Below are 23,958 nucleotides of genomic sequence, written 5' to 3'. Positions count from 1 at the left end.
GGGGGATGGATATGCGTGACGATCTTGGCCGCAAGGCATCCGGAAACACCCGCCGCGGGCGCGCATGGCGCCGCATTTCGATCGGGCTGGCCGCCTGTACCCTCGCGGTCGCCGCGCCGGGGGCGGGATGGGCGCAGGGCGCGGTGCCCACGCCCGAAAGCTGGTTCGGCCACCGGATGGGGGCCGACCGCCAGCTCGAGCCGTACGACAAGATCGTCGCCTATTACCAGAAGCTCGCCCAGACCAGCGATCGCATCAAGGTCGTCGAGATCGGCAAGTCGACCGAGGGCAAGCCGTTCCTCGTGATGTTCGTCTCCTCGCCCGAGAATCTGGCGCGGCTGGAGGAATATCGCCAGATGAACGCGAAGCTCGCCGATCCGCGCGGCGTGCCGCAGGCGGAGCTGGACGCGATCGTCAAGAACGGCAAGGCGGTGATCGTCCAGTCGTACGACCTGCATTCCAGCGAGATCGCGGCAGCGCTGACGGCGGTGGAATTCACCTATGACATGGTGACGCGCACCGATCCCGAGGCGATGAACGTCCTGAACAACGTCATCCAGATCATCATGCCCTCGCTCAATCCCGACGGGCACGACATGGTGCAGCAATGGTACATGAAGTACGTCGGCACGCCGTACGAGGGCGGCGCGATGCCGTGGCTGTACCAGAAATATGTCGGCCACGACAACAACCGCGACGCCTTCATGCTGAACATGGTGGAATCGCAGCATATCGCGAAGATCCTGTACCGCGACTGGATCCCGCAGGCCTATATCGACCATCACCAGATGGGCCAGTACGCCCCGCGCATCTCGATCCCGCCCTATGCCGATCCGATCCGCCCCGGCGCCGATCCGCTCGTGTGGCGCGAGATGATCTGGTACGGGTCGCACATGGGCTACAACCTCGACCAGGCCCAGCTGAAGGGCGGGATCGGGGATGCGATCTATTCGGGCTGGGGCCATTTCGGCTTCCACTGGATCACGCCGTTCCACAACATCGCGGGCATGCTCGACGAAAGCGCGAGCGCGAACCTCGCCTCGCCGCTCTATGTCCATCCGGACCAGTTGCAGGGCGGGCAGCGCAACGTTCCGAACAACGGTCCGCAGATCAACATGCCCGATCCGTGGACCGGCGGCTGGTGGCGTTCGCGCGACATCGTCGACCGGCAGAAGGTCACGTCATGGTCGCTGGTCGACCTTGCCGCCAAGAACCGCGAGATGGTGCTCAAGAACATGTATCTGAAGGCGCAGCGCCAGATACAGCGCGGTGCGGAGGCCGAGGTGAAGGCCTATGTCATCGCCGCCGACCAGCACGACCCGCTGACCGCGCGCAAGATGATCGACGCGCTGCTGCTCCAGAAGGTCGATGTCTACCAATCGCCGCAGGGCTTCGTGCAGGAGGGCAAGGCCTACGGCCCCGGCAGCTATGTCGTGCCGATGAACCAGCCGAACCAGGGGCTGGTGCGCTATCTGCTCGGGCGGACCTTCTTCCCCGACGACACCTACGCCCGGACCAAGGACGGCACGCCGATCCGCCCCTATGACATGGGCACCGACACCATGACCGAGTTCATGGGGGTGAAGAGCGATCCGCTGACCCAGGCGGTGACCACCCAGCTCGCCCCCGTCGCCGGGATCGGGGTGAAGCCCGGCACCGTCGAGGGCAGCGGCCCCTATCTGCTCGACGGGCGGCTGAACGACAGCTTCCATGCGGTGAACCTGCTGCTGCGCGGCGGGGCGAGCGTGAAGCGGGTCAGCGCGCCCTCGGGCAGCGCGAAGGTCGGCGATTTCGTCGTCACCGGATCGCCGCAACTGGCGCAGTCGGTCGCGGCATCGACCGGCGTCAGCTTCACGCCCGCGGGCGGGGCCAGCGGCTATGCGGTCGCCGCGCCGCGCATCGCGATGCTCAAACGCTATCGCGGCGGCAACATGGACGAGGGCTGGACCCGGTTCCTGCTCGAACAATATGACTTCGGCTATGCCTCGATCATGGATGCCGAGATCAAGGCGGGCAACCTCATCAAGAAATACGACGTGATCGTCCTGCCCTCGGACTCGGTCGCCAACATGACCGGCGAGGCACCCAAGGGCGAGGCGGCGGGACGCGGCGGCGGCGCGGGTCGCGAAAGCATCGAGAGCGTGCCGCCCGAATATCGCAGCGGCTTCGGCGATGCGGGCGTCGCCGCGCTCAAGGCGTTCGTCGAGGCGGGCGGGCGGATCGTCACCTTCGGCGCGGCGGCCGACCTGCCGATCCAGAAGTTCGAGCTGCCGGTGCGCAACATCGTCGCGGGCAAGCCGGCCAAGGAATTCTGGTCGCCGGGCAACACGCTGTGGATGAACGTCGACAACCAGGACCCGCTGGCATACGGCATGCCCGCCAAGGCGCTGGCGATCTTCACCGCCGAATGCCAGGCCTATGAAGTCACCCCGCGGATGCACAACGAACGGGTGAAGGTGCTGGCGACCTATGCCGATCAGGACGTGCTCCAGAGCGGCTGGCTGCTGGGTGCCGAGCTGATCGAGGGGAAGGCCGCGGCGGTGCAGGCCTCGCTCGGCAAGGGCGACGTGGTGCTGCTCGGCTTCCGCCCGCAGCACCGGGCGCAGGCGCACGGCACCTACAAGCTGTTCTTCGACGCGCTCTTCAAGACGCCGGGCGGCGTCTGATCGATCGGGTTCCGGCCGCCGCGTTCGCGGGCGCGGCGGCCGGTCGGCAGCGGATATCCATCGAGGGAACAGGCAATGACGTTCAGGTCGCTCGCGCTCGGCAGCGCGTTGGTGGTGGCGGGGTTCGGCGGACAGGCATCGGCACAGGTCGCGCCGGAAAGGCTTGCCGCGCTCAAGGAGGATGCGGCCGCCGGGGTCGACCGGCGGGCGAAGCTGATCCAGGAGATGATCGATTCGATCTTCAGCTTCGGCGAACTGGCGATGCAGGAGGTCGAGACATCGAAATACATCACCGCCATCCTGGAAAAGAACGGCTTCACCGTGGTGCGCGGCGTCTCCGGCATGCCGACCGCATGGACCGCGACATGGACCAACGGCACCGGCGGTCCGGTGATCGCGGTCGGCTCCGACCTCGACGGTATTCCCAAGGCGAACCAGAAGCCCGGCGTCGCATGGCGCGAACCGATGATCGCGGGCGCGCCGGGGCATGGCGAGGGGCATAATTCCGGACAGGCGGTCAACGTCGCCGCCGCGCTGGCGGTCAAGGAGATCATGCTGCGCGAGAAGATCCCCGGCACGCTGATGCTGTGGCCGGGCGTGGCGGAGGAACCGGTCGCGGCCAAGGCGTTCTTCGTGCGCGACGGCATGTTCAAGGACGTCGACGCGGTGCTCTTCACCCATGTCGGCTCCAACCTCGGGACCAGCTGGGGCCAGCCGTCGGGCACCGGCGGCGTGTCGGTCCTCTATACCTTCACCGGCGAATCCGCCCATGCCGCGGGCGCGCCGTGGCGCGGGCGATCCGCGCTGGATGCGGTCGAGCTGATGGACATCGGCTGGAACTTCCGGCGCGAACACCTGCGCCCCGAACAGCGGTCGCACTATGTCATCACCGACGGCGGCGACCAGCCCAACGTGGTCCCGTCGAAGGCGACCGTATGGTATTATTTCCGCGAGCAGACGTTCGACAATATCGCGAAGAACTATGCGATCGGCACGAAGATCGCCGAGGCCGCGGCCCAGATGAGCGACACGAGCGTCGAGCATCGCATCATCGGCACCGCCGCCCCGCAGCACATGAACCGCCCGATCGCCGAGGCGGCCTATGCCAATATCCAGAAGATCGGCATGCCCACCTGGACCCCGCAGGAGCAGGAATTCGCCAAGGCGGTGCAGAAGCTGGTCGGCGGCAAGCAGACCGGGCTCGACACCGCGCTCAAGCCGCTGACCCCGCCCGATCCCGAACCCCGGAGCGGCGGATCGGACGATATCGGCGACGTGTCGTGGACCAGGCCGACGATCACCATCCGCTTCCCCTCCAACATCCCCGAGCTGCCCGGCCACAACTGGTCGAACGCGATCGCGATGGCGACGCCGATCGCGCACAAGGGCGGGGTCGCGGGGGCAAAGGCGATGGCGATGACCATGCTCGACCTGTTCACCCGGCCCGAGCTGCTGGCCGACGCCAAGCGCTATTTCACCGAGGTGCAGACGAAGGACCAGAAATACCAGCCGGTGCTGACCGACGAGAAGCCCTATATCCAGCTCAACACCGAGATCATGGCCGAATTCCGCGACCGGATGCGCCCGCTCTATTACGACGCGAAGAAGTACAGGAGCTATCTCGACCAGATCGGGGTGAAGTGGCCGAGCATCACCAGGCCGCAATAGCCCCCGCATCCTGTCGCCTATGGCATGATGACATCAAGCCTGTCCGTTCGTCCTGAACAGCCGTTGAGCCTGTCGAAATGGCGTATCGAAGGACCGCCCGGGGCAGATGCTTCGATACGAGGCTTCGACAAGCTCAGCCCCTGCTCGGCACGAACGGGTGCGCCTCATATTATCATCCTCTAGCGGAGAGCCGCCCGATGGTCATCACCCTGGGCGATGTGGAGCGCGCGGCCGCCCGCATCGCCGGTGCGGTCGCGCGCACGCCGTTCCTCCATTCGCAGACGCTGTCCGACCTGACCGGCGCGGAGCTGTGGCTGAAGTTCGAGAATCTCCAGTTCACCGCATCGTTCAAGGAACGCGGCGCGCTGAACCGGCTGCTCGCGCTCGATCCCGCCGCCCGTGCGCGCGGCGTGGTGGCGGTATCGGCGGGCAACCATGCGCAGGGGGTGGCGCTGCACGCCCGGCGGCTGGGCATCCCTGCGACCATCGTGATGCCACAGGGGACGCCCGCGGTGAAGGTGGCGCGCACCGCAGGCTTCGGCGCGCGGGTGGAACTGGTGGGCGCGGACCTCGCCGCGGCGATGGCGGAGGTGCCCCGCTTCGTCGCGCAGGGGCTGACCTTCGTCCATCCGTTCGACGATCCGGTGGTGATGGCGGGCCAGGGCACCGTCGCGCTGGAGATGATCGACGACGGGCCGCCGCTCGACGCGGCGGTGATCGCGGTCGGCGGCGGCGGGCTGATCGGCGGCATCGCGACCGTGTTCAAGGCACGCTCCCCCGCGACGCAGGTCATCGGCGTACAGAGCGAGCTCTACCCGTCGATGGCGCGGGCGCTGGGGCGGCACGACCGGCCGCTGATCGGCGGCACCTCGGTCGCGGAGGGGATTGCGGTGGCCGCGCCGGGGCGCTGCACGCTGGCGACGGCGCGGGCGCTGGTCGACGACATGCTGGTCGTGCCCGAGGCGCTGATCGAGGATGCCGTCGCGCTGCTGCTCCAGATCGAGAAGACCCTGTGCGAGGGGGCCGGTGCCGCGGGACTGGCCGCGGTGCTGGCGGAGCCCGAACGCTTCCGCGGCAAGCGCGTCGGCCTCGTGCTGTGCGGCGGCAACATCGACATGCGCGTGCTGACCGCGATGCTGCAACGCCATCTGGCGCGCGCCGGACAGCTCGTGCGGCTGCGGGTGACGACGCCGGACCATGCCGGGCTGCTCGGCAGCGTCGCGACGATCATCGGCGATCGCGGCGGCAACATCCTCGACGTGGCGCACGACCGCGTGTTCGGCGGCGCCTCGGCGCGATCGGCGCGGATGGTGTTCACGGTCGAACTGGCGGGCCACGCCCCGGCACGCGCGATCCTCGACGCGCTGCACGACCGGGGCTTTGCGGCGGAGGTGATGGGCGGCGGCGTAGCGGCGGCGGAGGCGGTTTAGAGTCTGATCCAGCGCGCTGGATCAGGGCGGTACCGGCCCGCTCCCACGCAAGTGGATCCCGCCTTATGGCATCACCACCAGCAGCGCGGTCGCGGGCAGGTCGCCCGGATTGCGGATCGCGTGCGGCACGTCGACCGGATAGCGCGCGATCGCCCCTGCGCCGACCGTCGCGGTCGTATCGGCGCTGGTCACGATCATCGTGCCGGTCAGCACCGAGAGATGCTCGAAGCTGCCATGGCCGTGCGGATCGGACACCAGCTCGCCGCCCGGCTCCATCGTCATGTGATACAGCTCGGTCCGGCCCACGTCGCTCGCCGCGCTCAGGATGCGCATCACGCACAGCCCGTCCTTGGTGCGGATCTCCGGCACGAACGACGCGGCGGTCAGCTCGATCCGCGCGCGCCGCTCCAGCCGGTGGCCGCCGACGAAGTCGGACAGCTCGACGCCGAGCGCCTGCGACAGGTGCCAGACGATCGCCAGCGTCGGATTGGCCTGCCCGCGCTCGATCTGCGACAGCATCGATCGCGACACGCTGGACACCGCCGACAGCTCGTCCAGCGTCATGCCGCGCTCCTTGCGCAGGCTCTGCAGCCGGGGGCCGATGGCGGGAGGTTTCGGGCGTTCAGCGGTCATGGCCGAACCTACCCTTTCCCAGCAAATGGGACAATCGCGTTCACTCGGCAGGCTCCGGTTGCGGCGCCAGCGCGGCGTCGAGCGCGCGCGTCATCGCCAGCGGCGATCCGGTCCCGCGCGCCAGCCGGCGATAGACCAGCGGCACGACGAACAGCGTCAGCAGCGTCGCGATCGACAGGCCGAACACCACGACCACCCCGATGGCCGATCGCGCACCCGCCCCCGCGCCATGGCTGAGCCACAGCGGCACCGCGCCCAGCACCGTCGCGATCGAGGTCATCAGGATCGGGCGCAGCCGCCGCGTCGCCGCCTGCACGATCGCGTCGTGCAGCGGCTGCCCGTCGTCGCGCAACTGGTTGGCGAACTCGACGATCAGGATGCCGTTCTTGGCGGCCAGCCCGACCAGCATGACGATGCCGATCTGGCTGAACAGGTTCAGCGTCTGCCCGGTCAGCGCAAGGCCGATCACCCCGCCCCCCACCGCCAGCGGCACGGTGGTCAGGATCACGGCGGGGTGGACGAAACTCTCGAACTGCGCGGCGAGCAGGAGGTAGACGATGACGATCGTCAGCGCGAACACGATCCAGATCGAGCCCGATGCCTGCTTCAGCGCCTGGCTCTCGCCGCGATAGCCGATCGCGACGATCTCGGGCGATTTCGCCGCCTCCGCTTCGAGGAACGCAAGGGCGCGGCCCAGCGAATAGCCCGGTGCCAGCCCGCCCTGCAACGTGATCGCGCGCAGCTTGTTGAACCGTCCCAGCTCGCGCGCCGATGCGGTATCGCGGGTGTGGACGAGGTTGGCGAGCGGCACGAGATCGCCCGAGCGCGCCCGGACATAGACCGAGGACAGCCGCGATTCACGGTCGCGCTGGTGCGGATCGGCCTGCACCATCACGCGATATTCCTGGCCGTTCTCGGTATAGGTCGATACGCGGCGCGACCCCATCAGCGTCTGCAACGCCTGGCTGACCGCATCGACCGATACGCCGAGGTCGCCCGCGCGCTTGGTATCGATGTCGATCAGCACATGCGGCTTGGATTCGACATAGTCGGCGTCGAGGTTGACGAGGCCCGGATTGGCGCGCGCCGCCGCGAGGATGCGGTCGCGCGCGCGGGCGAGGTCGGTATAGTTCGATCCCGCGATCACGAAATTGACCGGCTGCCCCCGGCTGCGCCCCAGCGACGAGCGCACCGTGGCGTTGCCGCGCGTCGCGGGCAGCTCGGCCAGCGCGCGCGTGATCTCGCGCGCGGCCTGTTGCGAGCTCTTGTCGCGTACCTCCCAGGGCTTCAGGAAGATGGTCATGCCAGCGCTGCTGTAGTCGTCGGAATTATACTGGTTGGGGATGCGCGCGGTCAGGTTGCGCACCTCGCCCTGCGTCACCATCGGCAGCACGCGCGCCTCGGCGCGGCGGACATATTGGTCGAGCTGGGCGAAGCCGGTCCCCTCCGGCGCGGCGAGGCGGACCTCGATCACCCCGGTATCCTCGGGCGGGACCAGTTCGGTATCGAGCGTGGTGAACAGCCATGCCGCGCCGCCCAGCACGCCGATCGTCGCCACGATCATCGGCAGCGGTCGCGCCAGCACATGGTCGAGCAGGCGGCGATAGCCCGCCTCGGTCCGGGTCAGCACGCGATCGATCGCGGCGGCGAAGCGGCCCGGCGGCGCATCGCCCAGCAGCTTCACGCACAGCATCGGCGCAAGGCTGAGCGCCAGCACCCCCGATATCCCGACCGCCGCGATCATCGTCACCGCCAGTTCGCGGAACAGCAGCCCGGTCTGCCCGGTGATGAACAGCACCGGCACGAACACCGCACAGACGACGAGCGTGGTCGATACGACCGCAAAGCCCACCTGGCGCGCGCCGAGGAACGCTGCCACGATCGGCCGCTCGCCGTCGCGGATGCGGTGGTGGACATTCTCCAGCACGACGATCGCATCGTCGACCACCAGCCCGATCGCCAGCACCAGCGCCAGCAGCGTCAGCAGGTTGATCGAATAGCCGAGCAGCCACAGCACCGCGAAGCTGGCCAGCAGGCAGATCGGCACCGTGATCGCCGGGATCAGCGTCGCCCGCCACGATCCGAGGAACAGGAAGATGACGAGCACCACCAGCACCGCCGCCTCGACCAGCGTGTGCCACACTCCCTCGATCGCGCGGTCGATGAACACCGACACGTCGGTACACAGTTGCAGCGTCATGCCCGGCGGCAGCTGCGGCTCGATCTCCGCGGCCAGCTTCTTCGCCGCCTGCGCCACCGCCAGCGTGTTCGCGCCCGACTGGCGGACGAGGCCCATGCCGACGCCGACCTCGCCGTTGGCGCGCAGGCTGGTGAAGGGGTTCTCCGGCCCCTCCTCGACCCGCGCGACATCGCCGAGCTTGACGAGATAGCCGTCGCCGCCGCGCCCGACGACCAGCGCGCGAAACTGTTCGGGCGTGCGATAGCCGCGGTTGACGCGCAGCGACAGATTCTGCTGCGGCGTCTCCAGCCGCCCGGCGGGCAGCTCGACATTCTGCCCGCGCAGCGCGCGCTCGACATCCGCCGGGGTCAGGCGGAAGGCGGCGAGGCGATCGGTGTCGAGCCAGATGCGCATCGACGGGCGCGCCTGTCCGCTCAGGTTGACCTGCGCCACCCCGTCGATCGTCGAGAAGCGGTCGACCAGCACGCGCTCGACATAGTCGGTCAGCTTCATCCGGCTCCAGCTCGGGGCCTGTACCGCGAAGAAGATGACCGGCGAGGCATCGGCATCGACCTTGCGCACCTCGGACGGCAGCGCATCCTCGGGCAGGTCGTTGACCGCGCCTGCCACCCGGTCACGCACGTCGTTGGCGGCGGCGTCGACGTCGCGGCCGGGGCGGAACTCGATCGAGATGTCGGAGCGACCGTCGGTCGATCGCGACACGATCGTCTCGATCCCCTCGATCCCCGCCAGCCGCTGTTCCAGCGGCACGGTGACGCGGCTCTCGACGATCGCGGAGGCCGCGCCGGTATAGACGGTCGAGACCGAGATGACCGGCGGATCGGTTTCGGGATATTCGCGGACCGGCAGGTTGAGGAGCCCGACCACGCCGAGGATCAGCAGCAGGATCGCGCCGACCGCGGCGACCACCGGCCGCCGGACCGACAGGTCGGACAGCATCATGGCCGCGTGGAGGGCGGCGGCGCGGCCAGCGCCACCTGCATCCCATCCGCCACCTTGACCACGCCTTCGGTGATGACCCGCGCGCCGGGATCGAGCCCGCGCACCTCGATCAGCCCGGCGTCGCGCAGCCCCGTCGTCACCGCGCGGCGCACCGCCTTGTCCCCCGGCCCGACCACGAACACATACCGCCGGTCGCCCTCGCCGATCACCGCCAGTTCGGGCACCGCCAGCGCCTGCCGCGCCGCCGCCTCGATCGCGACCGACAGCAGCATGCCGGGTTTGAGCATGTCGCCGGGGTTGGGCAGGTTGGCGCGGACGGTGACGGCGCGGGTCTGCGGATCGACCATTGCGTCGATCGTGCTGACGTGCCCGCGGATCGGACGATCGGGAAAGGCGGCGGCGGTGGCGAGGATCGGCTGGCCGACATGCAGCGCGGCCAGCGCCGTCTCGGGCACGGCGAAGTCGAGCTTGATCCGCCGGTTGTCGCTGATCGTCACGATCGGCGCGCCCACGCCCACGATCGCTCCGGCGGAAATGTTGCGCAGCGAGACGCGACCGGTGAAGGGGGCGCGGATGACCCGGTCGGCGATCTGCGCGCGGGCGCTGTCGGCATCGGAGCGTGCGCGGCGGGCGGCGGCGTTCTGCCGGTCGAGCGTGGCGCGGGTGGCGAAGCCGCGTTCGCTCAGCGCCTGCGCCCGGGCAAGCTGCGCCACCGCCTCGTCCTCCGCCGCGCGCGCCGCCGACAGCGATGCCTGTTCCTGTCCGTGAGCGAGGACGGCGATCACCTGTCCCCGGCGGACGACATCGCCATCGTCGAAATACAGCCGCTCGATCCGCTCGGTCACGGGCGAGGCGATCGTCACCTGTTCGTCGGCGCGCGCGGTGCCCACGGTTTCGACCCGATCGACGAAGCGGTGCAGCCGTGGGCGCTCGGCGACGACCAGCGGCGGGGCCTTGGCGGATTCGGCCTTGCCGCCGCTGCATCCCGCGAGCAGTGCGGCGGCGAGCGCCAGCCCCGGAATCACCCGCCCCGCGCGAACCGCGCTGCCGGACCTGACGATGACGGGCAAGCTGGCCATATCCACCGCTCCACCGAACCGATCTCGATTCCAGGATAATGGATGGCAATTTTGCTGCGGCGCGTCCAGCGATTAATGCGGATTTTCGTAAGTTATTGTGCGATTCCTTTTGCAGGCGCACAATCTATTGTCGGCATGTTCGCCGAAGTATTTCGATGTACTGGAAGTCGTCATGATCGCACGGCGGAACCGCCGCACCGACGATGCAGCGGTTCCGGTGTACACAGGCGCTGTGGACGGTCGCCGGTCAGATCACGACGAAATCGGCATGGGTCAGCGCCAGACCGGTGCCGATGGTGGCGAACTGGACCGCCGCACCGGCACCGTTGCCGTCGGCGTCGTAATATAGCGCACCGGTCGCGGAGTCGTAGAGGATGCGGTCGTCCGCATCCTGTGCGGCGGTGCCGATCCGGAAGGCCCCCGCCGCCAGCGTGCCGAGGCTGCCCGCCGCGGCGAAGACGGCATCGTCCAGCAGGATCGTGTCGTCGGCCACGGTGAAGTCGGTGATGGTATCGACATTGCCGTTGCCGAGCGCGGTGGAGAAGCGGAAGCTGTCCGCCCCCGCCTCGCCGGTGAGAATGTCGGCACCGAGCCCACCGTCGATCAGATCGGCCCCGCCACGGGCGTTCATGGTGTTGGCACCGGCATTGCCGACCAACACATTGTCCAGCCCGTTGCCGTTGGCATAGGTGCTGAGCGATCCGGTGAGCGTCAGATTCTCGATATGCGAACCCGCCAGGGTGAAGCCGACCGACGAGATGACGGTATCGGTGCCCTGACTGGCGTTTTCGACGACGATGTCGCCGCTGTTGTCGACGTAATAGATGTCGTCGCCGTTGCCGCCGATCATCGTATCGGCACCGAGCCCGCCGTTGATTACGTTGTGCCCGGCATTGCCGGTGAGGACGTTGTTCAGGCTGTTGCCCGTGGCGTTGCTGTTCCCGGTGCCGGTCAGCGTCAGATTTTCGATGAACTGGCCCGCCAGACTGTAGCTGACCGACGCCAGCACCGTGTCGGTACCGGCGTTATTGGCTTCCTGCACGACGTCGCCGGTGCTGTCGACATAATAGGTATCGTCGCCGAGCCCACCGGCCATCACGTCGTTGCCGAAACCGCCGTCGATGACGTTGTTGCCCGCATTGCCGGTGATGACATTGGCGAGGCCGTTGCCCGTGGCGTTGAGGTTGGCGGTGCCGGTGAGCGTGAGGTTCTCAAGGAACTGTCCCGCGAGGCTGTAGCTGACTGAGGCCAGCACCGTGTCGGTCCCGGCGTTGTTGGCCTCGACGATGCGGTCGCTGACCGAATCGACGAAATAGCGGTCGTCGCCCAGCCCCCCGGCCATCACGTCGTCGCCCGCGCCGCCGTCGAGCGTGTTGTTCGCGGCATTGCCGGTCAGGCTGTTGGCCAGCGCATTGCCGAACGCGCTGATCGCCGCCGTGCCGGTCAGGACCAGATTCTCGACATTGGCGCCCAGCGTGTAGGTGATCGACGCCTGCACGCTGTCGGTGCCTTCGCCCGCCGCCTCGATCACGACGTCGCCCGCATTGTCGACGACATAGGTGTCGTTGCCGAGGCCGCCCGCCATCGTGTCCGCGCCAACCAGACCGTCCAGCACGTTGTTGCCGCTGTTGCCGGTGATGACGTTGGCGAGGCCGTTGCCGGTCGCGTTCAGGTTCGCCGTGCCGGTCAGGACCAGGTTCTCGAGGAACTTGCCCGAAAGGCTGTAGCTGATCGAGGCGCGTACCGTGTCGGTGCCCGCACCGTTCGCCTCGACGATGGTGTCGCCGCTATTGTCCACGACATAGGTGTCGTTCCCCGCGCCGCCGATCAGCGTGTCGGCCCCCGCGCCGCCGTCGAGGATGTCGTTGCCGTCGAGGCCCGAGAGGACATTATTGCCGCCATCGCCGGCAAGCGTGTCGTCGAACGCCGATCCGGTCAGATTCTCGAAATTGGCGACCGTGTCCGACCCGCCGCCGCCGGACGCGACCGTGTAGAAACTGCCCTGGCCGTTCAGCGTGACGGTCACGGCCGCCGTGGCGCCGGCATAGGACAGGGTGTCGATGCCGCCCCCGCCATCGAGCCGGTCGTTCCCGCCGCCGCCCTCGACATGATCGTTGCCGCTGCCCGCCGACAGGATGTCGTCGCCGGTACCGCCGGTCAGCCGGTCGTTGCCGCTGCCGGTGGCGATCTCCACCCGCTCGAAATTGGTCAGCGTGTCGCCGACGCCGAGGACCGTGGAAGCAGCACCGCCCGCGTTCAGCGCGAAGCTGATCGCAGCGCTCGACGCGGTGTAGTCGCCGACAAAGGTATCGACGCCGCCGCCGCCATCGACATTGGCGCGCGATATATCGCCAGCAGTATATAGCTTGTGGAAAAAGCGGTTGCTGCCGCTTCCGAAGGTGACGTTCAGCGTCTCCATGCCCGAGATCGAGAGGCCGCCGCCATAGCCGCCGCCGGCGAATTGATACTGGAAAGAGTCGGTCCCGGTGCGCGAGGACCAGTCGATGGTCATCGTGTCGTTGCCGCCACCGCCGTTGTAACTGGCGGAGGCCGTCCCGACCTGGTTGAAACTGTCGTCGTGGCTGGTACCGGTGATGCTGACCCGCTCGACATTGATCGCGGTCATGCCGTTCGACAGGCTGTAGCCGCTGGCGGTCTTGTTCACGACGAGGCCGGTCGTGGCCAGCGAGAAATCGGCATTCCAGACGTCGTTCCCGTCCCCCCCGTCGACCGTGCCGAGGCCGTTGTAGGTGATGATCGTGTCGTCGCCGTCGCCGCCGCTTACCGTATCGGTACCGAATGTGGTCACGAGCCTATCGCCGCCGCGGCCGGGGCCGCCGTTCAGGATGTTGGTCCCACCTCCGCCGTACAGGGTATCGTTGCCTTCCCCGCCGGTCAGGCTGTCGTTGCCGCTGCCCCCGGTGATGTTCACCACCTCGAAATTGGTCAGCGTGTCGCCGATCCCGATGACGGTCGAAGTAGCCCCGCCCGCCCCGAGCACGAAGGTGATGTCCGCGCTCGACAGGCCGTAATCGCCGGTGAAGGTATCCATGCCGGCACCGCCGTCGACATGGGCGACCGTGACGGGGCCACTGCTGTCGGATACGGTGTGCATGAAGTGGTTTTCGCCGCGCTCGAACTTCACGGTCAGCTGCTCGATGCCGTAGATGTTGACGAGATCATATTCGGCGTAGCGGGCGATCGCGCGGGAGCCGTAGCCGGAACCGTCCGGCTCGTAGCTGAAGGAAGCCGACGGCGAGTTCGACGACCAGTCGATCGTCAGCGTATCGAATCCGTCCCCGCCGTTCACCGTGGACGAGCCGTCCGCGGGCGTAAGGGTCCAGCTGTCGTCACCGCTGGTGCCGATGTAGGTCGTCATGTCAGGCGTCTCCGTTTCCGGCCCGATAGAAGCAACGCGGTGTTCCGGGCGGGTGCGCCATGCGTTTCGGGCAGAAACGCATGGCGAAATACGGGTTCAAGGCAAATATCCCCCCGGATATCGACTTGAAGCTACCTGCTGACCGGCGATCTGTACAGTCCTTCGATCGATTTGCCGCAGCGATTATTCGCCTTGATCGGACATCGTCGATACGATGACCACCGATCGATTCCGGCTTCGGGGGCCGGATATACGGACCGCCGCGCGCAGCCGCTGACGGGCGTACGGGCAGCGCAGACGAGCCTCGCCCGATCGCCTACGCCGCGAACTGGTGCATCGTGTTGTGGACGCCGCCCGCCTTCAGCGCCGCGTCTCCGGCGAAATACTCCTTGTGATCGTCGCCGATGTCGGAGCCGCTCATGTTCTGGTGACGGACGCAGGCGATGCCCTGGCGGATCTCCTGCCGCTGCACGCCGCGGACATAGCCGAGCATCCCCGCCTCGCCGAAATATTCCTTCGCCAGATTGTCGGTGCTGAGCGCGGCGGTGTGATAGGTCGGCAGGGTGATGAGGTGGTGGAAGATGCCCGCACGCGCGCTGGCATCGCGCTGGAAGGTGCGGATCCGTTCGTCGGCCTCGCGCCCCAGCTCGGTATCGTCATAGTCGACCTGCATCAGCCGCGCCCGGTCATAGGCCGACAGGTCGCGCCCCGCCGCCGCCCATGCGTCGAACACCTGCTGGCGGAAATTGAGCGTCCAGTTGAAGCTGGGCGAGTTGTTGTAGACCAGCTTGGCATCGGGCACGACCGCGCGGATGCGATCGACCATGCCCGCGATCTGCTCGATATGCGGCTTCTCGGTCTCGATCCACAGCAGGTCGGCCCCGTTGCGAAGCGCGGTGATGCAGTCGAGCACGCAGCGGTCGGCCCCCGTGCCCTCGCGGAACTGGAACAGGTTGGAGGGCAGCCGCCGGGGCCGCATCAACTGCCCGTCGCGTTCGATCACCACGTCGCCGCGCAGCCGGGCAATATCGCGCACCGGTTCGCAATCAAGGAAGGCGTTATACTGGTCGCCGATGTCGCCCTTCGCGGCGGAATAGGCGATCTGCTTGGTCAGCCCCGCCCCCAGCGAATCGGTCCGCGCGACGATGATGCCGTTGTCGATGCCGAGTTCGAGGAAGGCGTAGCGGCAGGCGCGGATCTTGGCGAGGAAGTCCTCGTGCGGCACCGTGACCTTGCCGTCCTGATGGCCGCATTGCTTCTCGTCGCTCACCTGATTCTCGATCTGGAGCGCGCAGGCCCCCGCCTCGATCATCTTCTTCGCCAGCAGATACGTCGCCTCGGCATTGCCGAAGCCCGCGTCGATGTCGGCGATGATCGGCACGACATGGCTTTCGTAGCCGTCGATCGCGTTGGTCAGCCGCTGCACCTCCAGCGCGTTGCCTTGCGCCCGTGCCGCGTCCAGATCGCGGAACAGCATGCCCAGCTCGCGCGCGTCGGCCTGTTTCAGGAAGGTGTAGAGTTCCGCGATCAGCGCGGGCACGCTGGTCTTCTCGTGCATCGACTGGTCGGGCAACGGGCCGAATTCGCTGCGCAGCGCGGCGATCATCCAGCCCGAGAGATAGAGGTAGCGCCCCCTCGTCGTGCCGAAATGCTTCTTGATCGCGATCAGCTTCTGCTGGCCGATGAAGCCGTGCCAGCAGCCGAGCGACTGGGTATAGGCTGCCGGATCGGCGTCATAGGCCGCCATGTCGCGGCGCATGACGTCGGCGGTATGGCGCGCGATGTCGAGCCCGGTGCGGAAGCGGTTCTGCAACCGCATCCGCGCGACGGCGGCGGCGTCGATCCCGTCCCAGCTGTCGCCGTGCTGCTGGAGGAGCGTGGCGGCGCGGGCGGTCTGTTCCTGATAGGTCATGGCGGTTCCTTCGGGTGTCGGGGCGGGGCTGCGATCGGATGTAAAAAACATGTCGGCCTTGGCCGGGTAAACATGCCCTAACCCCGGAAACGGGTGTGGACGTCGCCGTTCGGCTGAAAGGGGATGTGCAGTTGTAACTTATTTACAGCACCGCCTCCGACGGCCCGTCGCTGTTGCGCGACGAATATCCGCGCAGCCGGTCGGCAGGCAGTTCACCGGCAGGAAGGCTGTTTTGATTCAAGCAGGTTAGCCTTCCGGCGCTTGGTCGGAACGACACCGGCGGTGACCCGTTGCCCCTTTCAAGCCGGTAGCCGGTCGGTGAACCGTCCTGCCGCCGCGGGCATGCCGGTGCCGCCGGTTTGCGCCCTGCCCCCTGCCCCCTGCCCGGAGACGATCCATGACCGACCGCCCCACCCCGCCCTATCCCGAGCAGCAGCAGTCGATCCCCGGTCGGACCGACGAGATGCACCCCCGCCCCGACCATGGCGAGGACAGCTATCGCGGCTCCGGGCGGCTGTCGGGCAAGAAGACGATCGTCACCGGCGGCGACAGCGGCATCGGCCGGGCGGTCGCGATCGCCTTTGCCCGCGAAGGGGCCGATGTGCTGATCGCGTATCTGAACGAGCATGACGATGCCGAGGCGACGCGCCGGCTGGTCGAGGCGGAGGGGCGGCAGGCGGTGCTGGTCGCGGGCGACCTGTCCGACCCGGCGCATTGCCGCGCGGTCATCGACCGGGCCGCCGAAGCGTTCGGCCGGATCGACGTGCTGGTCAACAATGCCGCGCATCAGCGCAGCTTCGCCACGATCGAGGACATTCCCGACGCGGAATGGGAACGGACGTTCGCCACCAACATCCATGCGATGTTCTACCTGTCGAAGGCGGCGGTCGCGCACATGGGCGAAGGGGCGTCGATCATCAACACGACGTCGATCAACGCGCAGGACCCCAATCCGACGCTGCTGGCCTATGCAACGACCAAGGGCGCGATCAACAACTTCACCTCCGGCCTCGCGCAGATGCTGGCCGGGCGGAAGATCCGGGTGAACGCGGTGGCGCCGGGGCCGGTGTGGACGCCGCTGATCCCGTCGACCATGCCCGGGGAAGCGGTCAGGACGTTCGGGGAGAACACCCCGCTCGGCCGTGCCGCGCAGCCAGCCGAACTCGCCCCGCCCTATGTGATGCTGGCGAGCGACGAGGCGAGCTACATCACCGGCGCGACGATCCCCGTCACCGGCGGGCGCGCGTTCCTCTGACCGCGCGGGCCACATCGATGGACGCGCCCGACCCGCACGGGCGCCGGGAACAGCAAGCGGAGACACGGGCATGGACATATCCGTCACTACCTTGAGCGAACGCATCGCCCGGACGCTGGCCGGGCTGGATCACAGCGCGAATGGCGCCGGTTCGGAAGCGTCGGCCGCGACCAGCGTGGACGAGACGTGGCGCGCCTATATCGTGCAGGCGGACGCCGTGCTGCGAACGATCCGCGAGCCGTCGCAGGCGATGTCCGGCGCCGGTGACGCCGCGACATGGTCCGCGATGATCGATGCGGCGATCCGCGAATCCGAGCGCATCTGACGGCACGGCGCGGCCCTGCATCGGCCGGCTGCCGGAGCGCATCGCCGCATGGATGAAGGATGGACCCCATCGGCAAAGCACGGCATGCTGGCGCGATGAACCGCGATACGGGCGAACCAGAGCCGATGATGCACCGTGCGCGCAACGTCGCGGCGGGGCTTGCCGACGTCGGGCTCACCCATGCCGAGGAACTGCTTCGCCGCATGTCCCCCGAAGGCCGCGAACAGGCGCGCCGCGAGCGCGAGGCGAAGGCACGGCGGCGACGGCGACTGCTGATCCGGCTGGTCGTCGCGGCGATCGCCTCGCTGCTGGCGTGGACGCTGCTCGCGGCGGTCGCCGCCCCCGGCGTGGCGCTCGCCGCCGCATCGGCGCTGATGCTGCTGTTGACGACGCTGGTCTACATCCGCGCCGAGCCCCGCGCGCCGGGGCGGGAAGCCCTTGCCGAGGCCGCCCTGCCCGATCTGGCCGGGGAAGCGGCGGTGTGGATCGCCGCGCAACGGCGCGGCCTGCCGCCGCCCGCGCTCCGGCTCGCCGACGCGGTGGGCCACCGGCTGGACGACCTGGTGCCCCGGCTGGACCGGCTCGACCCGCGCAGTCCCGCGGCGGCATCGATCCGCAAGCTGGTCGCGGTCGAACTGCCCGATCTGGTGGAGGGCTGGCGCGGTGTCCCGATCTCGATGCGCGGCGTGCCGCATGCCGATGGCCGCACGCCCGACGATCACCTCGTCAACGGGCTCCGGCTGATCGATTCGGAACTGGCGAGGGCGGGCGAGGAACTCGGGCGGAGCACCTTCGACGAGATCGCGGTGCAGGGACGATATCTCGAGCTCAAGTATCGCGAGGATCGACCCCTGTCGTAGCGCGTCCCGCGTCGGGATGGCGATCATCCGCGACACCGGCGCCGCCGCCGAGTTCAGGGAGGTCCGGCAGGGGGAAGCACGATGACCGGGCGGCGGACCCGATCGTCAGGGGTTCGCCGACGACAGCGCCCGGATGCGATCCGCCGTCGCCGGTCCGTGCGCGAACGCGGCGGCGTCGGCGATCATCGCGGCGTCGGGCCGGATGCCGGTGTATAACGCGAACTGATCGACCGCCTGAAGCACGATCACCTCGGCACCCGAGATCACCGCCTTGCCCGCCGCCTCCGCCGCGCGGATGAACGGCGTTGCCGCGGGCAGCGCCACCACGTCGAACGCCAGCGTGCAGGCGGCGATCTGCCCGGCCGGGAAGGCCAGCGCCTCGCCGTCCGCACCCTCCATGCCGAGCGGCGTGACATTGACCAGCATCGGCGCGCCTTCCGGCGGCAGGTGTTCGCGCCACGCGAAGCCATATTGCCCGGCGAGACGTCGCCCCGCCGCTTCGTTGCGCGCGACGATGCTGCCGTTCCGGAACCCGCAGTCGCGGAGCGCCGCCGTCACCGCCTTGGCCATGCCGCCGCTGCCGCGCAGGACGAACGGCATCGCGGGATCGATCCGGCGTGCCGCCAGCAGGTGGCGCACCGCGGTATAGTCGGTGTTGTAGCCGGTGAGCCTGCCCCCGTCGTTGACGATGGTGTTGACGCTGTCGATCGCGCGCGCCGAATCCTCCAGACCGTCGAGAAGGGCGATCACCTCCTCCTTGAACGGCATCGAAATCGCGCAGCCGCGAATCCCCAGCGCACGGATACCCGCGATCGCGGCGGGCAGGTCGGCGGTGCTGAACGATTTATAGACGTAATCGAGGCCGAGCAGCTCGTAGAGCCGGTTGTGGAAGCGCGAACCGGCGTTGCCGGGGCGGGCCGACAGCGACATGCACAGCCTGGTATCGCGGCCGATCGGCGGCTTGGTCATGGCTTCACGCTCCGGTAAGGGCGGGCAGGGGGCGGGCGGGTGCGCTCGACCCGCGCGCGATCAGGCGTCCGTTCAGCACGACGCGCCGCGCGGGGCCGTCGGGATGATCGAACCGGTCGAACAACATCGTCATCGCGGTGCGGCCGATCTCCTCGACCGGCTGCTCGATGACGGTCAGCCCGTCGCCGACGAATTCCATCCAGTCGTTGTTGTCGAACCCGGCCAGCGCGATGTCGCCGGGGATGTCGAGCCCGAGTGTGCGCAGCGCGCGCAGCACGGTCAGCAGCATGACGCCGTTGCTGGCGACCAGCGCATCGGGCCGCACCGGGCGGTTCAGCAGCGCCGCGACGGCGCGCTCCGCATCGTCCGACGCATGCGGCACGGCGATCGCCTCCGCATGCAGGCCGAGCCGGGCGGCCGCGCGCTCGAACCCGGCCCGCCGCGCGATGCCGGTGCTGCTGGTGGCACCGAACAGTCCGGCGACGTGGCGATGGCCCCTGCCGTGGAGATGCTCGACCAGCGACGCGGCCATGGCCTCGTTGTCGAGCAGCACGCAGTCCTGCGCCCCCTGCGGCATCGCACGGTCGATCAGCACCACCGGGCAGTCGAGCGGCAGCCTGCCCGCGCGCTCGACCCGCTGGCGCGACGGCGCGAGGATCACGCCCGCCACCCGCTCCTGATGCATCAGGTCGAGATATCGTGCCTCCTGCACCGGATCCTCGTCGGTGTTGCTCAGGATCACGCTGAACCCGCGGTCGGCGGCGACCCGCTCGATCGTGCGCGAGACGGCGGTGAAGAAGGGGTTGCGGATGTCGGCGACGATCAGGCCGATGGTGTTGGTATGCTGCGAGCGCAGGCGACGCGCGGCGAGGTTGGGCCGATAGCCGGTCGACTTCACCGCGGCATGGACCCGCGCCTGCATCACCGGATCGACCGCGCGCCCGGCCAGCACGCGCGACACGGTGGCGGGCGACACCTGTGCGACCCGCGCCACGTCCTTGATACCCACCGCCATCAGAAATCGATCTCTCCACTGACCGGGCATGGCCCTGTTATCGCGTGCATATCATGCATCTTATCGTTCCTGTTCCGCAACCCTCTTGACAAGCGTTTTGAGAAATCGTTTTCTCAGGGGAACGAACGATAAGCGGAGAGACGCCTGACCATGCTCGCCCCAGCCGAACCTCTGTCCCGCGTCGAAGGACCGGTGCGCATCGCCGCCCATGCCGTCGACAAGGAAGATGCGATCCGCCAGGTCGGCCAGCTGCTCATCGCCGCAGGTTGCGTCGGGCCGGGGTATGAAGAGAGCATGGTCCGCCGCGAGCGCGTGGCGAACACGTTCCTCGGCGCGGGCGTCGCCATTCCGCACGGGCTGGGCGAGGACCGGGGCCTCGTCCGCCGCGACGGCATCGCCATCCTGCAGCTGCGCGAAGGCGTCGAGTGGAACCCCGGGCAGATCGCGCATCTCGTCGTCGGGATCGCCGCCAATTCCGACAGCCATATCGCGATCCTGCGACGCCTGACCCGCCTGATCCAGGACGATGCCCGCATCGCGGCGCTCATCGCGACCGACGATGCCGGGGCGATCACCCGCGCCCTCCATGACGATGCCGCGCCGGTGGCCGCGGCCGCGCCGGTCGGGGACTATGCCGAAACGGCGCAATGGACGGTCGACTATCCCGCCGGGCTGCATGCCCGCCCTGCCTCGGCATGGGGCGAGGCGGCGCGCGCGGCCCCTGCCCGCCTGCGCGTACGGCACGGCAGCGAGACCGCCGATCCGCGCAGCCTCGTCGCGCTGCTGCAACTGGGCCTCAAGGCCGGCGACACGGTCGTCTTCTCGGCGGACGGTCCCGATGCGCGGGCGACGCTGGAGGCGTTCGTCACCGCCGTGCGCCGCCTGACGCCGCGCGAGAAGGAGGATGCCGCACGCGCAGCCGCCAGGGCCGTGGTCGCGGTGCGCGGCTGGAAACCGGCGAGCGCGCTGAAGGCGATCGTCGGCGTGGCGGCAAGCCCCGGCCTCGCCATCGGCAAGGTACATGTCCTTGCCGCGCACGAACTCGTCGTGCCGGACGAACCGGTCGACCTCGTCACCGGCGGCGCGGCGCTCGACGATGCGCTGACCCGCACGCGCGCGCAGATGAAGGCGCTGATCGACGATACCACGCGGCGGCTCGGCGCCGGGGACGCGGCGATCTTCAAGGCGCAGGCCGACCTGCTCGACGACACCGATCTCATCACCCTGACCTGCCAGCTGATGGTCGAGGGCCACGGCGTCGCCTGGGCATGGGATCAGGCGGTAGGTCGTATCGCCGGGCAGTTGTCGGCGCTGGGCAATCCGGTCCTCGCCGCGCGGGCGGCCGATCTGCACGATGTCGGGCGGCGCGTCCTTGCCGCGATCGATCCGGCGCTGGCCGTCGGAACGCTGGCCGATCTGCCGGACGAACCCTCGATCCTGATCGCGTCCGACCTGTCGCCGTCCGATACCGCCACGCTCGACACCGACCGGGTCGTCGGCATCGCCACCGCGCTCGGCGGACCGACCTCGCACAGCGCGATCCTCGCCCGCACGCTCGGCCTGCCGTCGATCGTCGCGGGCGGCGCCGACCTGCTCGCGCTGCCGACCGGATCGACCGTCATCGTCGACGGCGACACCGGCCGGCTGTGGCTCGATCCGGCCGCCGCCGACCTCGATTCCGCCCGCGCATGGATCGCCGACCTCGCCGACCGGCGCGCTGCGGAGGCGACCGAGCGCAGCCGCCCGGCGGTGACGCGCGACGGGCATGCGGTGGCGATCGCCGCCAACGTCAACCGGCCCGACCAGGTCGCGTTCGCGCTGGCGCAGGGTGGCGAGGGCGTGGGGCTGATGCGCACCGAATTCCTCTTCCTCGAACGCGGGGATAGCCCGGGCGAGGCGGAGCAGGAGGCGATCTATCGCGGGATGACCGATGCGCTGGGAGACCGCCCGCTGATCGTCCGCGCGCTCGATATCGGCGGCGACAAGCAGGTGCCGCATCTCGACCTGCCGAGGGAGGAGAACCCGTTCCTCGGGGTGCGCGGCGCGCGGCTGCTGCTGCGTCGGCCCGACCTGCTCGATCCGCAACTGCGCGCGCTCTACCGCGCGGCACGGGCGGGGGGCGACCTATCGATCATGTTCCCCATGATTACCTCGGCATGGGAACTGGCGCGGCTGCGCGCGCGGTGCGAGGCGATCCGCGCGGAACTGGACGCCCCGGTGGTGCCGATCGGCATCATGATCGAGGTGCCCGCCGCCGCCGTGCAGGCGAAGGCGCTTGCCGCCCATGCCGATTTCTTCTCGATCGGCACCAACGACCTGACGCAATATGCCCTCGCCATCGACCGGCAGAACCCGGAACTGGCGAGCGAGGCCGACAGCCTGCATCCCGCCGTGCTCCGCCTGATCGCGATGACGGTCGAGGGTGCGCAGGCGCATGGCCGCTGGGTCGGCGTCTGCGGCGGCCTTGCCGGCGATCCGTTCGGCGCGGCGCTGCTGGTGGGTCTGGGCGTCAGCGAGTTGTCGATGACGCCGCGCGACATTCCGGCGGTGAAGGCGCGCATCCGCGCCTCCGGACGCGACGCGCTCGCAACGCTCGCCCGCCGCGCGCTCGAACAGGAGGGCGCCGCCGAGGTGCGCGCCCTCGACGGGGAGGCGCAGTGATGCGCATCCACACCGTCACGCTCAACCCGGCGATCGACGAAACGGTCACGCTCGACCGGCTGGTGCCGGGCGAGGTCCACCGCGCCCATGCCGTTCGGCAGAACCCCGGCGGCAAGGGCGTCAACGTCGCCAGCTGCCTCGCCGACTGGAATCTGGACGTCGTCGCCCATGGCCTGCTCGGCAGCGACAATGCAGCGCCGTTCGACCAGCTCTTCGCGAGGAAGGCGATCGAGGATCGCTTCATCCGCGTGGTCGGCGCGACCCGGGTCAATCTGAAGCTGGTCGACCGGACCGGCACCACCGACATCAACCTGACCGGCATCGCCGTCGACGAGAGCCGGGTCGACATGGTCGTGGCGACGCTCGGCGCGGCGGTCCGGCCGGGCGATCTGGTGATCCTGTCGGGCAGCGTGCCGCCCGGCTGTTCGCACGGCATCTATGCCATGCTCGTGACGCGGCTGCGCGACGCGGGCTGCCGCGTCCTGCTCGATACCAGCGGCATCCCGCTGGAGCGCGCGCTGGCCGCCGATGTGCTGCCGCACGTCATCAAGCCCAATCGCGACGAACTGGCGGCATGGGCGGGGCACCCCCTGACCGACCGCGCCGAGCTGATCGGTACCGCCCGGCGGCTGCTCGATCGCGGCGTCGAGCTGGTGGTCGTCTCGATGGGAGCGGAGGGCGCGCTGTTCCTGTCGGCGGAGGGGACTGTCGCCACGCGGCTCGTGCTGGGCGCGGTCAGCAGCACCGTCGGTGCCGGGGACGCGATGGTCGCCGGAATCGCCGCCGCCCTGCACGAACGGGCGGACCCGGAGCGGCTCGCCCGGCTCGCGACCGCCTTTGCGGGCGGCAAGCTCGGCATGGCCGGGCCCAATCTGCCCGAACGCGGCGCCGTCGAGGCGCTCGCGGCGGAAGTCTCGGTCTCGGAACCGGAAGCGGCCTGAGCGAAAGCGAGGAGGGGAGGATG

Annotated in this window: 15 protein-coding genes; 8 read left to right on the top strand and 7 right to left on the bottom strand. The window is 68.9% G+C overall.

Features of this window, described 5'->3' with window-relative positions; all coding sequences use genetic code 11:
• The first annotated feature begins 11 nt into the window (after positions 1-11).
• The 3 genes from ABLE43_RS01620 to ABLE43_RS01610 all read left to right on the top strand — a co-directional run bounded on the left by ABLE43_RS01620 (position 12) and on the right by ABLE43_RS01610 (position 5,764).
• On the top strand, positions 12-2,666 hold the full coding sequence (locus tag ABLE43_RS01620; RefSeq protein WP_348976716.1) for a M14 family metallopeptidase: 2,655 nt from the start codon (positions 12-14) through the stop codon (positions 2,664-2,666).
• Positions 2,667-2,741: 75 nt separating this feature from the next.
• Complete coding sequence (locus tag ABLE43_RS01615) at positions 2,742-4,334, top strand: amidohydrolase (protein ID WP_348976715.1); 1,593 nt, start codon at positions 2,742-2,744, stop codon at positions 4,332-4,334.
• A 197-nt stretch (positions 4,335-4,531) separates the two neighbouring features.
• A complete protein-coding gene (locus ABLE43_RS01610; RefSeq protein ID WP_348976714.1) occupies positions 4,532-5,764 on the top strand; it encodes a threonine ammonia-lyase in 1,233 nt (410 codons plus the stop codon).
• Positions 5,765-5,827: 63 nt separating this feature from the next.
• Here ABLE43_RS01610 and ABLE43_RS01605 read toward each other — a convergent pair whose 3' ends face one another.
• The 5 genes from ABLE43_RS01605 to ABLE43_RS01585 all read right to left on the bottom strand — a co-directional run bounded on the left by ABLE43_RS01605 (position 5,828) and on the right by ABLE43_RS01585 (position 15,909).
• Positions 5,828-6,397: a helix-turn-helix domain-containing protein gene (locus ABLE43_RS01605; RefSeq protein WP_348976713.1), complete on the bottom strand. Its 570-nt coding sequence runs from the start codon at positions 6,395-6,397 to the stop codon at positions 5,828-5,830.
• 40 nt (positions 6,398-6,437) lie between these two features.
• A complete protein-coding gene (locus ABLE43_RS01600) occupies positions 6,438-9,539 on the bottom strand; it encodes an efflux RND transporter permease subunit (protein WP_348976712.1) in 3,102 nt (1,033 codons plus the stop codon).
• Complete coding sequence (locus tag ABLE43_RS01595) at positions 9,536-10,618, bottom strand: efflux RND transporter periplasmic adaptor subunit (protein WP_348976711.1); 1,083 nt, start codon at positions 10,616-10,618, stop codon at positions 9,536-9,538. The genes ABLE43_RS01600 and ABLE43_RS01595 overlap by 4 nt, the downstream gene beginning before the upstream one ends.
• A gap of 247 nt (positions 10,619-10,865) precedes the next feature.
• Complete coding sequence (locus tag ABLE43_RS01590; protein ID WP_348976710.1) at positions 10,866-13,997, bottom strand: beta strand repeat-containing protein; 3,132 nt, start codon at positions 13,995-13,997, stop codon at positions 10,866-10,868.
• A gap of 316 nt (positions 13,998-14,313) precedes the next feature.
• A complete protein-coding gene (locus tag ABLE43_RS01585; protein ID WP_348976709.1) occupies positions 14,314-15,909 on the bottom strand; it encodes an isocitrate lyase in 1,596 nt (531 codons plus the stop codon).
• 397 nt (positions 15,910-16,306) lie between these two features.
• Between ABLE43_RS01585 and ABLE43_RS01580 the strand changes: the two genes are divergently transcribed.
• The 3 genes from ABLE43_RS01580 to ABLE43_RS01570 all read left to right on the top strand — a co-directional run bounded on the left by ABLE43_RS01580 (position 16,307) and on the right by ABLE43_RS01570 (position 18,349).
• A complete protein-coding gene (locus tag ABLE43_RS01580) occupies positions 16,307-17,164 on the top strand; it encodes an SDR family oxidoreductase (protein ID WP_348976708.1) in 858 nt (285 codons plus the stop codon).
• Positions 17,165-17,234: 70 nt separating this feature from the next.
• Entirely contained in the window at positions 17,235-17,489 is a 255-nt protein-coding gene (locus tag ABLE43_RS01575) for a hypothetical protein (RefSeq protein WP_348976707.1), read from the top strand.
• A 95-nt stretch (positions 17,490-17,584) separates the two neighbouring features.
• The gene (locus tag ABLE43_RS01570) at positions 17,585-18,349 is read left to right on the top strand and encodes a hypothetical protein (RefSeq protein ID WP_348976706.1); all 765 of its coding nucleotides are present in this window, start codon (positions 17,585-17,587) and stop codon (positions 18,347-18,349) included.
• A 105-nt stretch (positions 18,350-18,454) separates the two neighbouring features.
• On the opposite strand, the gene ABLE43_RS01565 is transcribed toward ABLE43_RS01570, so the two are convergent.
• Together ABLE43_RS01565 and ABLE43_RS01560 are read right to left on the bottom strand one after the other, a co-directional pair.
• Positions 18,455-19,318: a shikimate 5-dehydrogenase gene (locus tag ABLE43_RS01565; RefSeq protein ID WP_348976705.1), complete on the bottom strand. Its 864-nt coding sequence runs from the start codon at positions 19,316-19,318 to the stop codon at positions 18,455-18,457.
• Between the two features lie 4 nt (positions 19,319-19,322).
• Complete coding sequence (locus ABLE43_RS01560) at positions 19,323-20,333, bottom strand: LacI family DNA-binding transcriptional regulator (protein WP_348976704.1); 1,011 nt, start codon at positions 20,331-20,333, stop codon at positions 19,323-19,325.
• Positions 20,334-20,483: 150 nt separating this feature from the next.
• Here ABLE43_RS01560 and ptsP point away from each other — a divergent pair, with 150 nt between their 5' ends.
• Together ptsP and pfkB are read left to right on the top strand one after the other, a co-directional pair.
• On the top strand, positions 20,484-22,994 hold the full coding sequence (gene ptsP / locus ABLE43_RS01555; protein WP_348976703.1) for a phosphoenolpyruvate--protein phosphotransferase: 2,511 nt from the start codon (positions 20,484-20,486) through the stop codon (positions 22,992-22,994).
• Entirely contained in the window at positions 22,994-23,935 is a 942-nt protein-coding gene (pfkB, locus tag ABLE43_RS01550) for a 1-phosphofructokinase (protein ID WP_348976702.1), read from the top strand. The genes ptsP and pfkB overlap by 1 nt, the downstream gene beginning before the upstream one ends.
• Positions 23,936-23,958 lie beyond the last annotated feature (23 nt).

It is taken from the genome of Sphingomonas silueang (assembly GCF_040049155.1).
GTDB classification, from domain to species: Bacteria; Pseudomonadota; Alphaproteobacteria; order Sphingomonadales; family Sphingomonadaceae; genus Sphingomonas; species Sphingomonas silueang.
Note: the sequence above shows the minus strand (reverse complement) of the source record. Positions and strands in the feature narration are given on the sequence as shown.

Coding starts and splice junctions, on each gene's coding strand:
- ABLE43_RS01615 (WP_348976715.1), top strand. CDS start 2,742: ATGACGTTCAGGTCGCTCGCGCTCGGCAGCGCGTTGGTGGTGGCGGGG.
- ABLE43_RS01610 (WP_348976714.1), top strand. CDS start 4,532: ATGGTCATCACCCTGGGCGATGTGGAGCGCGCGGCCGCCCGCATCGCC.
- ABLE43_RS01595 (WP_348976711.1), bottom strand. CDS start 10,618: ATGGCCAGCTTGCCCGTCATCGTCAGGTCCGGCAGCGCGGTTCGCGCG.
- ABLE43_RS01585 (WP_348976709.1), bottom strand. CDS start 15,909: ATGACCTATCAGGAACAGACCGCCCGCGCCGCCACGCTCCTCCAGCAG.
- ABLE43_RS01575 (WP_348976707.1), top strand. CDS start 17,235: ATGGACATATCCGTCACTACCTTGAGCGAACGCATCGCCCGGACGCTG.
- ABLE43_RS01565 (WP_348976705.1), bottom strand. CDS start 19,318: ATGACCAAGCCGCCGATCGGCCGCGATACCAGGCTGTGCATGTCGCTG.
- ABLE43_RS01590 (WP_348976710.1), bottom strand. CDS start 13,997: ATGACGACCTACATCGGCACCAGCGGTGACGACAGCTGGACCCTTACG.
- ABLE43_RS01600 (WP_348976712.1), bottom strand. CDS start 9,539: ATGATGCTGTCCGACCTGTCGGTCCGGCGGCCGGTGGTCGCCGCGGTC.
- ABLE43_RS01605 (WP_348976713.1), bottom strand. CDS start 6,397: ATGACCGCTGAACGCCCGAAACCTCCCGCCATCGGCCCCCGGCTGCAG.
- ABLE43_RS01560 (WP_348976704.1), bottom strand. CDS start 20,333: ATGGCGGTGGGTATCAAGGACGTGGCGCGGGTCGCACAGGTGTCGCCC.
- ABLE43_RS01580 (WP_348976708.1), top strand. CDS start 16,307: ATGACCGACCGCCCCACCCCGCCCTATCCCGAGCAGCAGCAGTCGATC.
- pfkB (WP_348976702.1), top strand. CDS start 22,994: ATGCGCATCCACACCGTCACGCTCAACCCGGCGATCGACGAAACGGTC.
- ABLE43_RS01570 (WP_348976706.1), top strand. CDS start 17,585: ATGAACCGCGATACGGGCGAACCAGAGCCGATGATGCACCGTGCGCGC.
- ABLE43_RS01620 (WP_348976716.1), top strand. CDS start 12: ATGCGTGACGATCTTGGCCGCAAGGCATCCGGAAACACCCGCCGCGGG.
- ptsP (WP_348976703.1), top strand. CDS start 20,484: ATGCTCGCCCCAGCCGAACCTCTGTCCCGCGTCGAAGGACCGGTGCGC.